The 14,638-nt window shown below is 46.2% G+C and carries 13 protein-coding genes; 9 read left to right on the top strand and 4 right to left on the bottom strand.

Annotated features, from left to right (window positions below; translation table 11 throughout):
- The first annotated feature begins 22 nt into the window (after positions 1-22).
- Complete coding sequence (locus QUB14_RS18040) at positions 23-433, top strand: metalloregulator ArsR/SmtB family transcription factor (protein WP_333218455.1); 411 nt, start codon at positions 23-25, stop codon at positions 431-433.
- 130 nt (positions 434-563) lie between these two features.
- Here QUB14_RS18040 and QUB14_RS18035 read toward each other — a convergent pair whose 3' ends face one another.
- The 4 genes from QUB14_RS18035 to QUB14_RS18020 all read right to left on the bottom strand — a co-directional run bounded on the left by QUB14_RS18035 (position 564) and on the right by QUB14_RS18020 (position 3,543).
- A complete protein-coding gene (locus QUB14_RS18035; RefSeq protein WP_190693645.1) occupies positions 564-761 on the bottom strand; it encodes a heavy-metal-associated domain-containing protein in 198 nt (65 codons plus the stop codon).
- A gap of 301 nt (positions 762-1,062) precedes the next feature.
- Positions 1,063-1,923, bottom strand: a complete 861-nt coding sequence (gene aroF / locus QUB14_RS18030) for a 3-deoxy-7-phosphoheptulonate synthase (protein ID WP_333218456.1) — start codon at positions 1,921-1,923, stop codon at positions 1,063-1,065.
- Positions 1,924-2,065: 142 nt separating this feature from the next.
- The gene (locus QUB14_RS18025) at positions 2,066-2,422 is read right to left on the bottom strand and encodes a hypothetical protein (protein WP_333297264.1); all 357 of its coding nucleotides are present in this window, start codon (positions 2,420-2,422) and stop codon (positions 2,066-2,068) included.
- A gap of 356 nt (positions 2,423-2,778) precedes the next feature.
- The gene (locus tag QUB14_RS18020; RefSeq protein WP_333218459.1) at positions 2,779-3,543 is read right to left on the bottom strand and encodes a sulfotransferase domain-containing protein; all 765 of its coding nucleotides are present in this window, start codon (positions 3,541-3,543) and stop codon (positions 2,779-2,781) included.
- 53 nt (positions 3,544-3,596) lie between these two features.
- On the opposite strand from QUB14_RS18020, the gene QUB14_RS18015 reads away from it, so the two are divergent.
- From QUB14_RS18015 to QUB14_RS17980, 8 genes are all read left to right on the top strand, one after another.
- Entirely contained in the window at positions 3,597-3,725 is a 129-nt protein-coding gene (locus tag QUB14_RS18015; RefSeq protein ID WP_333218460.1) for a hypothetical protein, read from the top strand.
- Between the two features lie 397 nt (positions 3,726-4,122).
- Entirely contained in the window at positions 4,123-9,360 is a 5,238-nt protein-coding gene (gene hpsA / locus QUB14_RS18010; RefSeq protein WP_333218461.1) for a hormogonium polysaccharide biosynthesis protein HpsA, read from the top strand.
- 46 nt (positions 9,361-9,406) lie between these two features.
- Positions 9,407-10,081 carry a hormogonium polysaccharide secretion pseudopilin HpsB gene (hpsB, locus tag QUB14_RS18005; RefSeq protein ID WP_333218462.1) on the top strand — a complete coding sequence of 225 codons (675 nt, stop codon included), beginning with the start codon at positions 9,407-9,409 and terminating at the stop codon, positions 10,079-10,081.
- A gap of 61 nt (positions 10,082-10,142) precedes the next feature.
- Entirely contained in the window at positions 10,143-11,192 is a 1,050-nt protein-coding gene (hpsC, locus tag QUB14_RS18000) for a hormogonium polysaccharide secretion pseudopilin HpsC (RefSeq protein ID WP_333218463.1), read from the top strand.
- 58 nt (positions 11,193-11,250) lie between these two features.
- Positions 11,251-11,880 (top strand): prepilin-type N-terminal cleavage/methylation domain-containing protein, encoded by a 630-nt coding sequence (locus QUB14_RS17995; RefSeq protein WP_333218464.1) that lies wholly within the window; start codon positions 11,251-11,253, stop codon positions 11,878-11,880.
- 41 nt (positions 11,881-11,921) lie between these two features.
- A complete protein-coding gene (locus QUB14_RS17990; protein ID WP_333218465.1) occupies positions 11,922-13,007 on the top strand; it encodes an SGNH/GDSL hydrolase family protein in 1,086 nt (361 codons plus the stop codon).
- A 598-nt stretch (positions 13,008-13,605) separates the two neighbouring features.
- Complete coding sequence (locus QUB14_RS17985; protein ID WP_333218466.1) at positions 13,606-14,226, top strand: type II secretion system protein; 621 nt, start codon at positions 13,606-13,608, stop codon at positions 14,224-14,226.
- Between the two features lie 175 nt (positions 14,227-14,401).
- Positions 14,402-14,548: a hypothetical protein gene (locus QUB14_RS17980; RefSeq protein ID WP_333218467.1), complete on the top strand. Its 147-nt coding sequence runs from the start codon at positions 14,402-14,404 to the stop codon at positions 14,546-14,548.
- Positions 14,549-14,638 lie beyond the last annotated feature (90 nt).

Raw genomic sequence — 14,638 nt, 5'->3', positions numbered from 1 at the left:
AATTAAAACCAGGCGGGAAAAGATGTCACCCAACTCTGCTGTTAATGGAGCGATAAGTCAGCCTCGCGAACAAAACGATACACCAACGTGCGATCGACCGCACTTAGTTGACAGTTGGCGGGCCGGCGAAATCCAAACACAAGTTCTCAACACCGCAAAAGCCCAGCGGATGGCTGAGTTTTTCAGTCTTTTGGGAGATGCGAACCGCCTGCGGCTGCTATCGGTTTTGGCAAAACAAGAACTGTGCGTGTGTGACTTGGCTGCGGCGTTGAGTATGAGCGAATCAGCAGTATCGCACCAGTTGCGGGCGTTGCGGGCGATGCGGTTGGTCAGTTACCGCAAGGTTGGGAGACAAGTTTTTTATAGTTTACTCGATCGCCACGTTTTGGAACTTTACCAAGCAGTCGCCGAACACTTAGACGAAGCCGATTAAGCTTTTGGGCGAGGGGCAGTGGCCAAACAGGGCATTGAGAATGGATTTAAAATTGTGTAGGGGCGGCTTTTACCAATAATTTCGGCCTAAGACCAATAATCTCGTAAACCCGCCCTCACCAAACTCAATATCAATCTTGGACGGTGTGGCCCGTAGCAACAACCGCCTGTGAAATTGACTCTTCAGAAGCTTGAGCTTCAACTGTAACAGTCTTAGCTGCGACATCCACATTGACAGTAGCATCGGAGTCAACAGTTTTGATGGCTTTGGTAATTGTATCAGCGCAGCCAGAGCAGACGATCGAGGGAACGTTAAGTAGTATTGCCATAATTCAGCCAGATTTCGTAGATGACAGTATTATTTTTTATTTTAATCTAAATTCGTGAAACACGCGCTTTTCCCGATTGCGGCAGGGGTTTAAGCCCCCTGCCTCAAAGCTCAATTCGCTTAAAACCGACTGTAGAGTTTGACGTTAAAAGTTATCATTTAGGACTAATGCCAACTGGGAGATTAAACAAAGGTATGTAGTTGCGCTTGGGCGCTCTTTCCTAAGCTAAGAGCCCCCAAGCGCAACTACGTACCTAACAGTTAACGCCTAGTTGTGACGGTTGGCATTAGTCTTAACAATATCACTTCAAACTTAATACCTTTGAATGTAAATTAGTATCCGGTATGCACCGCCCAACGGCGGCGGCTACAGGACGTAAACTGGCAACTAAATCTACCATATCTGGCAAAGAAAGAGCTTGCCGCGCGTCAGAAACCGATTTTTCGGGTTGCGGGTGACACTCAATAATCAATCCGTCTGCACCGCAAGCAACCGCTGCTTTGGCTAGTGGTGCGACTAATTCTCGCTTGCCGACGGCGTGAGAAGGGTCTACTATTACTGGCAAATGAGTTAACTGTTTCAGCGCTACGACTGCACCTAAATCTAATACGTTTCGCGTGTAATTGTCGAAGCTGCGGATGCCTCTTTCGCAGAGAACTACATGAGGATTTCCGTGACTGAGAATGTATTCGGCGGCCATCACAAATTCTTCGATTGTGGCTGACAAGCCGCGTTTTAGCAGGACTGGTTTTCCGGCTTGACCGATCGCCTTTAGTAACTCGAAGTTTTGCATATTCCGACTGCCTAGTTGCAGCATATCAGCATAGGTGACAACTGGTTCGATTTGGGCGATCGACATTACCTCTGTCACGACGGGCAAACCGTAACGCCGGCTGACATCGGCTAAAATTTCGAGTCCCTCAATTCCCATCCCTTGGAAAGCATAGGGAGATGTGCGGGGTTTGTAGACTCCGCCCCGCAAAGCTTGCACGGAGGTGGCGGATAGTTGGCGGGCGACTGTTTCCATTTGTGCGGAACTTTCGACGGTACAGGGGCCGCCGATGATTAATAATTCTTCGCCGCCGACTGAGACTGTTTCTGAGAGTTTGACAATTGTTTGGTGTTCGGGATGAGATTTGGTTACGAGTTTGGCTTCTAACATGATGGTATTTTCCTCGAAATTTAAGTGGGTGGTTGACAACAAAAAACCCGGAACTTTTAGGAGTTCCGGGTTGGTGCGAAAAGACAGCGCGACAATTTACCCAGAACTTTGGTTGGGCCAAAAATAAAAGCTGTAGTACCAGTTACTGAATAATGTCATTGCTGTTTTCGCTTGTACTCGATTGGTTGTTGGGAAAAGAAGTAGAAAAAACAAAACCGCAGGTGTTAATCTGCGGTTCGCCCGGATGTTCACAGTGAATTGCCAATTCACTCCGGGCGAACTTGGCTGTACCAAAAATAAAAATAGCTGTTGGCTGTGAACATAGTTGAAGTGCTGCGATTTGTGGATTAAACACAATACTATTGGACAAGCTAGCACAGGGAGAGGGGGATGTCAAGTTATTTTTTGCAAAATGTATGGAAACGGCAATGCCCATTGGTGTCATCAACTTAAGCCGACTATCTGCCAGTCCGCGAGTCCGCCAGGGAATGAATTCCACGGGGCTTATAGCGAAAGTCCTCGCTATGAGGACTCAGAAGCCGACTATCTGCCAGTCCGCGAGTCCGCCAGGGAATGAATTCCACGGGGCTTATAGCGAAAGTCCTCGCTATGAGGACTCAGAAGAAGATTTTTAAACTGATTAAGCTGTCGCGCATTTAAATTGCATATTCGAGGCGGGCGGGACGCCCACCCCACTCATTGTTTGATTGTTTTTTAACAGACAATTTAAATGCCGCAACAACTTAGTCCTCTTCAGAGGACTTTCGCTTTGAGGCAGGGGTTTCAACCCCTGACGGACTATGGGTTTTATCTTAAGTTGAAACCAATGGGCCTTGCGGTTTCCCTACTATGATGTTAATCCCAGTCGAAATCTCGATCGCACAATTCGGCTAGTCTTTGGTTGTGCGATCGAAAATATGCTCTCAATTGCTCGTATACTGTCTCGCTGATGGGGGGATATTGGGTGGCGTTGTACTTTTCGTAGGTTTGTAGTTGGTGGGGCGGTAAGTCTAAAAATTCGAGGACGGTGTTGCAGATTTCCGATGGGTGGCTATACAAGTCTTCGCTTTTGAGGATTAAAAGTTGTGATTTGGGAAAAAGTTTCATCCAGGCTGGGAGTTGATCGGCGTAAATGCCGCGGGTTAGATAGCTGTGGTGTTGGTGTTCGTAACTATAATATTTGGGGTTGGCTAGGAGTTTTTCTATTTCGCCTTTGAGTCTTTCGGGCTCGGCGGCGATCGCGTCTTCTAATGAGAGAGATTCGTAGCCTATTTTGATATAGTAATAATAGTGGGAAATTGCCCGCTCTACGGGGTTTCTCAGCAGGGCGATTATTTTAACTTTGGGACATAAATCATAAATTCGCTGGGGAACTTGGGGGTGACAGATGTAGTAGGGGCTGGCTTCTCCGGTTAGTAGGTTTTCGCCTGTTGGGGGCTGGGGAAATTGGGAACAGTACCACTCCCAGGTTTTATCGAATTTCAAGTCGAAGTAATGAATTTCTTTTTCGGCGGCGGGGGCGATTTGGGGATGTTGGATTAGGTAATTGTACAGAGATGTTGTGCCGCCTTTTTGGGCACCGATGATGATGAAGTCGGGGGGTTTGGGAGTTTGTTTCATGGGTTGTATGTTTTATATTTTGCACTTGTACTGACAGTGTGCCGGAGGGTAAAATGGAAATTCGATCGCACTTGGAGGCATTACGGAAATTCGATCGCACTTGGACGCATTACGGAAATTCGATCGCCCCCTTTAGACTCGATCGCACTGACAAGCCTAACCACTCGATCGCCCGATCTTGATTGTAGATTCCGGTGGTTGAAAGCGCTAGCAAGGCGAAGACACAAACAAAGCCGACATGATAAGGGCTGGGAAATACATCGTATACGATCGCGATCGCTGTTTTGGGGTGATCGAATTCACTCTCGCTCTGACCGCTGACATTTCTATTTAACTAGATTAGAGTGGAGTTAGGGAGTTCTAATCCGTGCGGGGCAAATCATTCGCTGAAAAGTATATTATCGGCGGCGATTTTGGTTGTCGGTTTGGCGGTTTTATTTTTCAGCCAAAGTACAGATTTAAATTTGTGCAACAGGCTGATATGGAAGTTGCAAGAAATGGGAACAATAAAGATGGGATTGTACTGTCGAGCAGTAACTACCTGCAATACCATCTCTGAAATTATTCAGGAAGGCGTCAATGTTTAAGAGCAAATTATCCAAAGTTATCGTATCCCTGCTGCGGCGGATTGCTGGTGTTACCAGATCCGGAGCCAAGCGGCTGATGAGAGCAATGCTGCAAGCGCTGATGGCTATGGGCCGCAGGGCGCAACTACCGATGGCGGGGTTTGTGCTGCCGACGGTGACGATGGTGTTGCTGGTAGTGATATTGTTGACTGTGGCGATTACGCTGCGATCGTTCGATCGGGCTAATACGGCGCGTAACGTGCGCGTGAACCAGCAGGTGCTGGCGGCCGCGACTCCCGCGCTCGATCGGGCGAAAGCCAAAATTCAGTATGCCTTATCCCCTCAAGGAAGCGGAACACTTGATACACCATCAGACTTGAGCGTTTACCAAGCGATGGATTCAGATCGCTTTAAATTTGGAGATGAGGATGTTCTACAGATCAAGTTTGATCTTGATAATTTAAATGGAATTAATCCTCCACCTACAGATCTAACTAAAATCAATGAAAGTGAGAGGATAAATACCGCTTGGAGGTTCCCTGTAGATACTGACAACAATGGTAAATTTGATACCTACACTTTATACGGGGTATATTTTCGCAGCCCACCTCGGGATCTGAACACAGGAGACTTTAAGAGAGCTAGAAAGGGTGTAGAAGCCAGAACCCCTCCGATGGCAAGCCAAGGTTCTCTCAGCCCGATCTGCAAAGCAGCAACAGGTACTAGCGCTAGTTTGGTAGGCAGTACGGACTGGTACAAAGGAGAGGGCGTACTCAAAAAAAGCTTCTTTGTCTACACAGTGAACGTGCCGATAACTAATATTACGGGAGTCGCTTCAGCAGCCAGCTACGAAACATTTAAAGGAACTCAAAGTTTCTCCGCTTTGGAGTACCAACAAGACCAAAAACGCATTCCACTACAAAATAATGCGGTGGTTTATGAAGATGATTTAGAAGTATCTCCCGGCCCGGCGCTGCGTCTGAACGGACGGATATTTACTAACAGTAACTTTCTGGTCACTAACACGAATGTAGGCCCGGTGGCATTCTATCTCGTTAGCAGCAAAGAATCTTGTTTCTACGACCTAGAAAATAGCAAAATAGTCGTTAGTGGTAATGTGGTTAACGGCTGGTCGGGAAGTAATGCCTTCACTGGCAAAGATATAGCCGTTCATCTATTTGGGAAAGAGGCTACCGATCCAGTCCTCACAAAAGCAATCAAAGGCGGCAGCGACCAATCTGTAGCCTACAAAGATGGTGCTTTGGGGGTCATGTACAATAACAAGGCTTATTCCGATCGCATCGGTCTGTTAGTTTCCGAACAGGAAAAAAATCCCGCTGCTTCCGATCCCCAGGAAGTTAAAAATGCCTTTAACACACAAGTTCAAGAAGAAACTGACCCCACTCCTCCCAGCGCCGATCGTCAAAACGAGATTCGCCGAGAGAACCTGGAATCTTACTTTAGATTGCGGACACGGAAAGTGCCTTTTGCAGAAGTGCCGGCCACTGGAGACGCATTGGCTGGCTTTGTTAACCCTACAACAAAAGTGGTGACTACATCTCCCTTCGGCGGTACAGGGGAGGGACTGCGACCGGTGGATGCCTGGGTTATGCCTTTGGACAGCAACACTAAACTCGATACCAGTGTCAGGCTGCAAGCCAACAGCCCCGAAAAGGTAGAAATAGATAAAAAGGAATCCGAGTTAGGCGATCGCATAGTAGTAGGGAACAATCTACCAGCACTGAGGTGGAGAAGCGATTTGAACCCTCCCAAATTTGTGGGTGAAGGTGAGGAAGGAAGAGACACATTAACAGGAGTTAATTGGCTGGATGGGGGCCCACGCTACCGCGAACCCCAAGTGAAGCAGTTCGCTGATGTGGGGGGAGCAGAGAGGGACGGCTTCTGGGAAAAGAGTGTGGCCCAAGCACCTCAAACAGCAGTGGATGGCATTGGCGGATTGCGGGTAATCACGGGTGCAGGCGTTTACGAGCGCACCAACTCTTTTCTGCCACCTCCTAAAGTCTTCAACCCTGGTGCTAATGCACCATCGGAGTTCTACGACGACCCGGCAACTACTGCTGTAGAAAAGCTCCCTGTTGTTTGGCCCGACTCCATGCCGATGTCACCAGGCCCGAATTCTGCAGTTTATAACAATAATTCTGCTGCTTCTATTCCTGTCGGCTGGAGTCCTCCTGCTTTTTTGACGACTGCCATTTGGAACACTTTGCCCACCAATGGAACTCCACCAGGAGGAGCAGCCAGTACCATTGACCCCAATACTCCTCAGTATGCTAAGGGCGACTTGCGGATGCGCGCAAGTGCGATATATCACTACGCAGACAACACAAGCGCTCAAGCTGCTAAATTAGCTGATACCCCGCTGGCTTGTGTCAGCAGCTATTACGATCCGAGCTACCGATACAAGAACGCCGCTGGAACTTTATTTGATTCCAGTCTTAACCGGCCAGGTTTGCCATCGGGAAGCAACACATATGGTAAATCCAACAACGGCATCGTCTACGGCCCTCCTGCTGCGAGACCGGGCGGTGCAACTATGGCGCCCGATTTCCCGACTAACGTATCGGATCTGAAGCCAGCAGGAACAATACAGGAACGCTTGAATTATCAAGGCAGTATCGTTTTCCCCGACGGTAGGTTTGTCAACGAAACCTTAAGGAAGGGTTTGCAGAAGGCTGACGCGGAACGCAGCTTGTCGGAAAAAGCTGCGATCGACTCTACTCTTTGCTCTTTTAAAATTTTGGCCAATCCGACAGCGGACATTTCTACTACCTATCTGGATCACGGGACAATTCGAGAAGTGGCTTTTCTCAATCCTAGGGAAGTTAAGGCGATCGACAAGGACGACCCAGCCACAGCAGTGGACGAGACTTATAGCCTCAGCAGTCCTTTGGGTGGTGCCGCTCAGAGCGCCAAGCTAACAGGAAATTACGACCTTCCGCTAGCAGAAAGACAACCCCTAGAAATCCGAGTCACGCAATTAGATATTGATAAACTCCGGAAGAAAAATTCGATCGCCTACAACCGAACGCCCACCATCAACGCCCTTAACCCAGAGTATATGCTGCCTTACAGCGGCCTAATTTACGCCAGCCGTGATGATGCAGCACCCGATCGCAGCGATCGCCCTCCGAATAGTCTGGGCACTGGCATTGATACAACCCGCAGCCAGCTAAGCAGCTCAACAGATTCTCGGCTAGACCCCAGCCGCCGCCCCCACGGAATTATGCTGATTAACGGATCTAGCTTGGGTCGTCCAACAACTGTAAGCACGGTGGCAGACGTACTCAAAGAGAAGGGTTTGCTGTTGACTTCTAACCTGCCGGTATACATCCAAGGTGAATTTAACAAACACACCAAGAGGGAATTTACAGGGACTTTTAGTTGGACTCCGAGCGATTTCTACGGCCGCCCGGCTAGCAACCTAGATCCCAATTTTGCTTGTCGCCTCGGCGATCCTCGATACCCTGGCAAATGTTCTGGCAGCGATAATTGGCGAGCGGCAACAGTGCTCTCGGATGCGATCACGCTGCTCTCTGAGCCAGAGTCAGGTAATTTACAGGCAGGATTCCGGTACGGTTTCCGCAATCACGGAGATTTTGACCTGAGAAATAATGCAGGTAGCACGATTGTCGGGTATGACTTGAATGGCGATACCGATATTACTCCTACTCCACTATTTAGTGAAGTTACCTTCGACTTGGACCTCAATGGCAATGGGAATAAGACCGATACGACTGTTAAAGAAACCGATGTAACGGCTAAAGCTGCTCGCAGGATTAACGGTTTCGGTGCTAACAACTACGTCACTAACGGTTTGAGTAGCAGTTTAAGTAGCGGTGCTGATTTTTTTGACATTACAAACCAAGAAAAGTTCGGGCAAAGCGCGGGGACTAGCGTTAAACCAACAGACGCAAACTACAGCACTAACAACGGTGTGGCTCCCAACAGTTCATACTTCAACAATTTCGTTACGCCAGTTCAGCGACGGGCTAATTCTTCAGTTAAATTTCCAGAATATGTCATGGAAATCTGCCGGAAGTTGCCTGTTTCAGCTTGCGGGCCTGATGACTGGGTGGTTGGTCTCGACACGGGTACTGTTGTTGGGGAATTTGAACCTACTGTAACATCAGAAAAATTGAAAGCAAACAGTGTGGGTGCAGCACCAGTCACTCAAATTTTATCAGGTACAACAGCTAGACCAGCTATCGATCCAGCAGATAGACGATATCCCCGTCGCGTAGCTTTTGTGCGACACATCGATAATTCCAACAATAAAAAAAATAAGCTGGTGTTGGATAGCAACAGCCTCCCTATCGCGCTGGGAATTACTACCAATGCAGTAGCTTTCTATGCTACTTCCACAACTTCTGTCTCTGTGGACGGAAGTGCCTCCATAACTCCCGTCACTGGTCAGCCTCAGCTAGCAGATAACGCTCTTTGGTATGCGACCACCAACACTCCCCTTACTCCCAACGCTCCGACCCAAATTAACTATGGCAATGATAAACCTCTGTTTTACGCCAAACTACCCACAGCTAATGTTGAGCAGCCACAGCTAAGACCTACTTTGCAGATTCAGGCGACAAATTCTAATCCAGCCACTGGTGCACTCCCTCCAGCAAGCAACAACGCCAACGACGGAACGCGATGGATACAAAAAGCACGAACAACGGAGTTTAACCTCATAGTCGCCTCAAATGACGTTCCTTCACGGGCTCTCTCTTCCACCCTTGGCGACACGAATGGTGGTATGCAAAACTTACCGCGCTTTATGGAAAATTGGAAAGGCGAAACTAACACGATCGCTGGTTCCTTTATCCAATTCAAGCGCAGTTCTTACGCAACTGCTCCCTACCTATCTGTTATTAACGATACTGCTTCTGGTTCTCTATTCAAGGCCAAGCTATTCGACTACGACACAACCTACCCCGCTCCCCCTTACAAAATCGAAACCAATCGTGGTACGATCGGCTATTTCGTACCACCCGATCGGGAATGGGGATTTGATGTAGGTTTGCTTTCACAGCCGCCTGACTTGTTCGCCCAAAAATTCACTCTCCCTGCTTCTCAGAAAAAACCTGACGAATACTTCAGAGAAATCAGCCGCGATGATGATTGGGTAAAAGCTTTGTTGTGCGCTGAAAAATTGAATAATCGCACTCTCTCTGGTACGTATGCTGCCAATGACAGCGCTACCAAACCAAGAACAGATTGTCCTTCCCTTAACTGACCTTTAAACCCTCAAATTCCTGAGTTCCAAATGCGGAGTGCTTACTATGATCAAACGCCAACAGCCACAAAGTTTACATAAGTCTCCAGAAGCCGGCTACACGATTATCGAGTCATTGGTAGCGATGATTGTAGTGTCGGTGCTGATGATTGCCATCGCCCCTGTGATGGCTTTCTCAGTAGCAACTCGCGTCCAAGCCAAACGGATAGAAATGGCCACTCAAGCCGCCAAAACCTATATTGAGGCGCTCAGAGCTGAGGCGCTCAAACAAGGAACTCAGGGATTTCCCACTCTGTCCCCAACCGGCAACAATTTACAAAACACCCCTGCTCCAGCCAACATCAACGCTCTTTATTGCATAGACCAAGATGGAGATCAAACCTGTACCGCTGGCAGCAATCAAGACCTTGTAGTTCAGGGCTACTACTTTAACAACTTACCCGCTGCTACAAATCCGGCCAAAACAGGCTACAGCTTAATTGTTCGGGTTTACAGGGCTAGTTCTTTTGCTAGTGGCGTGGGCGCACTAACAACTCAGAAAATTCAAGCCGATCAAAACCGACAAGCACAGCAAGGAATTACTAGCTCAGGGCTGGGAAATCTCCGAGCGCCTTTGGTAGAAATGAGAACAGAAATAGGCGCTAGCGATCGACAAGGTGCTTACAATAGTTTTTGCGATCGGCTCATCCAACCTGATGGTACCAAAGGCTGTCAGGAATAATCAAAGTCTCAGTTATTAACTTTAAAATCGCTCCCGCCATTTGGCAGAGGAAACAGTCAAAATGAAAACTTTACTCAGGTTGCTTCTCAAAAGTCAGCACCAGCGAAACCGCTCCGGGCCAGCTAAAACAGAAAAGGGCATGACTCTGGTCGAGCTATTAGTTGGAGCAATTATGGCGTTTTTAATCATTACGCCGATGCTCGGTTTTGTAGTGGATATGCTGAATACCGACAGGAGGGAACAAGTCAAGTCAAATACCGAGCAAGACCTTCAGGCTGCCGTTGATTTCATCGCCCAAGATTTGAGCCAAGCTATTTATATTTACGATAAAACGGATATTGATTTAATTAGAAATCAACTTCCCGATGCTGCAAGTGGAACCACGAAAATTCCGATACTTGTATTTTGGAAACGACAGCTAATCAAAAAAGGACTTCCTATTGACGCGAGTACAAAGCCGGTAGATTGTGGAAATAATAGTGACAAATGTAATGACACCTACGTACTATCATTAGTTGCTTACTACCAATTTAAAGAAACTGATCAGCAGTCTATTTGGTGTCAGCCTTCAGGTGGCACTTGTCCTACCCGTATTGCTCGTTATGAAATTAGGGATGGAGTAAAAAATCCTTACTCGATAGATACAGCCGCTCCTTACTATAGCGATGGTGAGACAATAGAATCTCAACGACGAGATCCAGCTTTTGACAAAGATTTTGCCTTTACTAAACCCACACAAAAGGTGACATTGGCGGCGGGACTGACAAATACCCAATCGGGGGCAAAAAATCCGCAAGTTCTGGTTAACTACATTGACCCTACTACACCAGGTCCGACATTATCACCTACTGAATGCAAGACGGCTCTTGGTAATCCTACCGACCCAAAAGATACAACAAAGTTTCTAGACGAAGCAACGCTAAAAGTAAGTGACGGAAGTACAAATAGCTTCTACGCTTGTGTAGATACAGCGAGAAACATAGCCAGAGTTACTATCAGAGGAAACAGCCTTCGCCGCCTTCAAACTGATGCTAATTATGATGCCAAGAAATCGGCATATTTCCCAACAGCAACCGTGCAAGTACAAGGTTTAGGTGGGGTAGGAAAATAACTGATTTCTGAAACACATTTCCCAATCGCAGCCCGTCTATAAACAATAGGAGAATACCATGAAAACCCCACCAATATTATTAAAACTTTTGCATAACTCGGCTGCCAAGCCCAGCCCTAATTTCCACAAAACTGCATCCAGAAAAGACGATGGAGGATTCACGCTTCTAGAAATGGTCGTGATAGCGTTAATCATAGGTATATTAAGTTCGATCGCCGCTCCAAGCTGGCTGGCATTCATCAACAGACAAAGAGTTCGCACTGTGAACGATAGAGTTTTCCAATCCTTACGACTGGCACAAAGCGAAGCAAAGCGAAGTAAGCGCGATATCACTATTACATTTTCTGCCCCATCTGTCGATCCGCCAACAGTTACGTTTAACCCGCCACTAGCCACAGGTGGTAGTAACCAGACGTTAAATGCTGGAGGTGAAATCAAACCGGGCACTATTGTACTTTCAACTAATGCAGCGACTCCTGTTGATACTGGTGTTCCTGTACATTCGATTGTTTTTGACTATCAGGGCAATGTAAAAAAATTGCCTCCCAGTACAAATCCTACAGTTCCCAACGCACGATTTGTGGTCACAGTTGCTCCATCTCGCGGTGGTGCTAAGCAGTGCGCGATCGTGGAAACTATCATAGGAGGAATGAGAACTGCTGAAGGAACAGAATGCCAAATACCCTAATTTGCAATAAATTTCATCGTTAATGAGGATATGTGTAATATATGAGAATTGCGAATTATATTATTGATCTCCCTTTGGTAGCCTTTATATTTTTTTTGTTACTAATTATTGTTGTCACAAAGAAACGTCTTAAAAAGGACGAGTTTTATACGTTAGTGATTAGCATACTACTATCTTTTCTCTTGGCAGAAGGAGTTTGTAGATGGTTAAATATAGGAGATTCTAGGATAGTTATATGGAAGGAGGAACGTGTTCAAGGAGAAATATACGCTTATAAACCCAATGGAAAGCTACTATATACTTACCCAGACAATCCTCGAAGATATTTTAACCAAAAGAATGAAGTGTCAGGAACGATAAATGCCAAAGGATTTCGGGGGTTGGATCGAGCCTTTGAGAAAGCTAATGGTATAACGAGGATCGCATTCCTCGGTGATTCCTTTACCCTCGGGATAGGTGTAAAAGACAACGATACCTTACCAGTAAGTTTTGAAGACGCAATAGAATCAAAATATCCCAACACCCAGGTTTTAAATTTTGGTGTTTCAGGAACATCCACGGAAGAACAAATCAAGTTACTTGAGGAATACGTAATAAAATTTAAACCAGACGTAGTAGTAATCGTAGTATTTTTGAATGATGCAAACCGCACAGGAACAATTGACTTTCTTTCTAGACCAAAGGTGCTGGCTCAAGTTAGAAGAAACTCGTTTTTTATCAACGCTTTGATGGGCAGCATTGAAAAACCTCTCCTATATCAGGAAATGATTCGTCACTACCAAGATGGTTATGTAGAAGGTAGCCCTGGTTGGGAAGCTATGAAGACTGCGCTCAGGAAAGGAAAAACGCTATCTGAAAAACAGAACTTCCAGCTTGTAATTGCAGTATACCCTGTACTCTTTCAACTAAATAATAGATATCCATTCCGATATATTCACAAAACAATAGAAGACTATTGTGCGTCTTTAAAAATTCCGTTTGTCGATTTATTTGATGGATTCGTTGGCAAACAGGATTCCCCGCTTTGGGTACACAAAACTGACCAACATCCCAATGAAATAGCACAGAAAATTGCTGCCGAAAAATTATCAGAATTTTTTGATAGTAACAACTTGATGAAAAAGTAGCTAACCAAGTGCGAGCGAGGTATTTACGTCATTCTAGTTGTTGGCTATCGGTAATTAAGCTAGTTTATTGGTAACATATTATGGGGAAGTTGACAAATATAGCGTAGCACTCAGGACTCAGCGTATACAAGCCATCCTTTTAAGCTGTGAAGCAGAACTGTTAAAATATATTAATTTAAATTACTTTATATTTAAAATTCAATTAAAACAGACAAACTATGCAGCTAGAACTAAAACAAATCATAGTTCAGCCAGGGAAATCAACTATTGCTCAAAAACATCACCGGGTCGCTGTTTGAAATCCTACTACACAGAAACAGAGGCTTTCAGTCTTAGGTTGACACCAACATAGACAGACAAAATCGTAGCAAATGCGATCGATATTTAACAAGACACGGCAGTGCCGTTTTCCTACAGGCGGACACGGCAGGAAATTTGCTGTATCCTCAAAATACGGAATTCGATCGATCGTACATTTTCCCAATAATCTCAGTAAATACCGATCTACACAAACACCAAATTCAGCAGTTAAAATAAACCCCATCTAAAACAGCTACAACAACCTTTTTTCAACCCAAACATTTAGGAGTGCATCCAAATGTCAATCTATAAACTTCTCCAAAGCCGATTGACTGCATCGGAGGCCGGTTTTACAATTCTTGAAATTTTAATACTCGTCACACTCATCGGCATATTCAGCGCCATCGTCACCCCCTCCTGGCTGATGTTCATCAACAACCAGCGTTTAAAAGCATCGCTCGATCGAGCTTATTGGGCAATGGAACTTGCACACAGCAACGCCAAACGTGACAAAATCTCATGGCAAGCCAGCTTCAAACCAGTAGGAGAAAATGTACAAATAGCAGTTCACCCAGCCGACATTTCCCCAGCCCAAGTACCAGCCAGTCAATGGAAAAACCTAGAACCGCAAATTCAAATAGATACAGATGAAACCACCGTGCTCCAAGTAAATGAAAACAACGAGCAAAAAACAAACGGCCCAATCCGGCGCGTCATGTTCAACCATCGAGGTTGCCCCGTATCTCGAAGCGACCACGACTGCACCCTAACGAGTATAAGAGCCAAAGGAACCCTAACCCTATATCATCCCAACTTAAGAAACAGCCAACGCTGCATCATCATTTCCACCCTCCTAGGCCATAAACGCACCTCCCAAAGACAATCAAAACCCAACGAAAACAAAAGATATTGTTACTGAGTCACTGATGTAGGGTGCGTCAGGGAAAACGATATTACCCGAAATCAGAACACGGCAGTGCCCAAGGCGTGTCAACATCAGCCAACCATCTGCCAGTCCGCGAGTCCGCCAGTCCGCCAGGGAATGAATTCCCTGTCTAATAGCTAAAGTCCTCTCAAAGAGGACTGAAGAACTCATGAGTCGTCTTCAGACGACTTTAGCTTTGAGGCAGGGGTTTCAACCCCTGCCGGACTATTGGTTGTACGTTAATTTGACACCAATGGGCATTGCCACGTCCTCAACAGTCCTGTTGTCGATCGTTATCTTCGAGGTCAATTCCTGACGGCACATCTCAGATACAGCACTTCCGGCTGTTATGAGGTACAATAAGAAGAGATTCTAAAAATACATCAATGAAAGCATATTCAGTTGA

It is taken from the genome of Microcoleus sp. B3-D2 (assembly GCF_036705345.1).
Taxonomy (GTDB): domain Bacteria; phylum Cyanobacteriota; class Cyanobacteriia; order Cyanobacteriales; family Microcoleaceae; genus Microcoleus.
The sequence above is the reverse complement of the archived record's forward strand: the minus strand, read 5'-3'. Positions and strand labels throughout refer to the sequence as shown.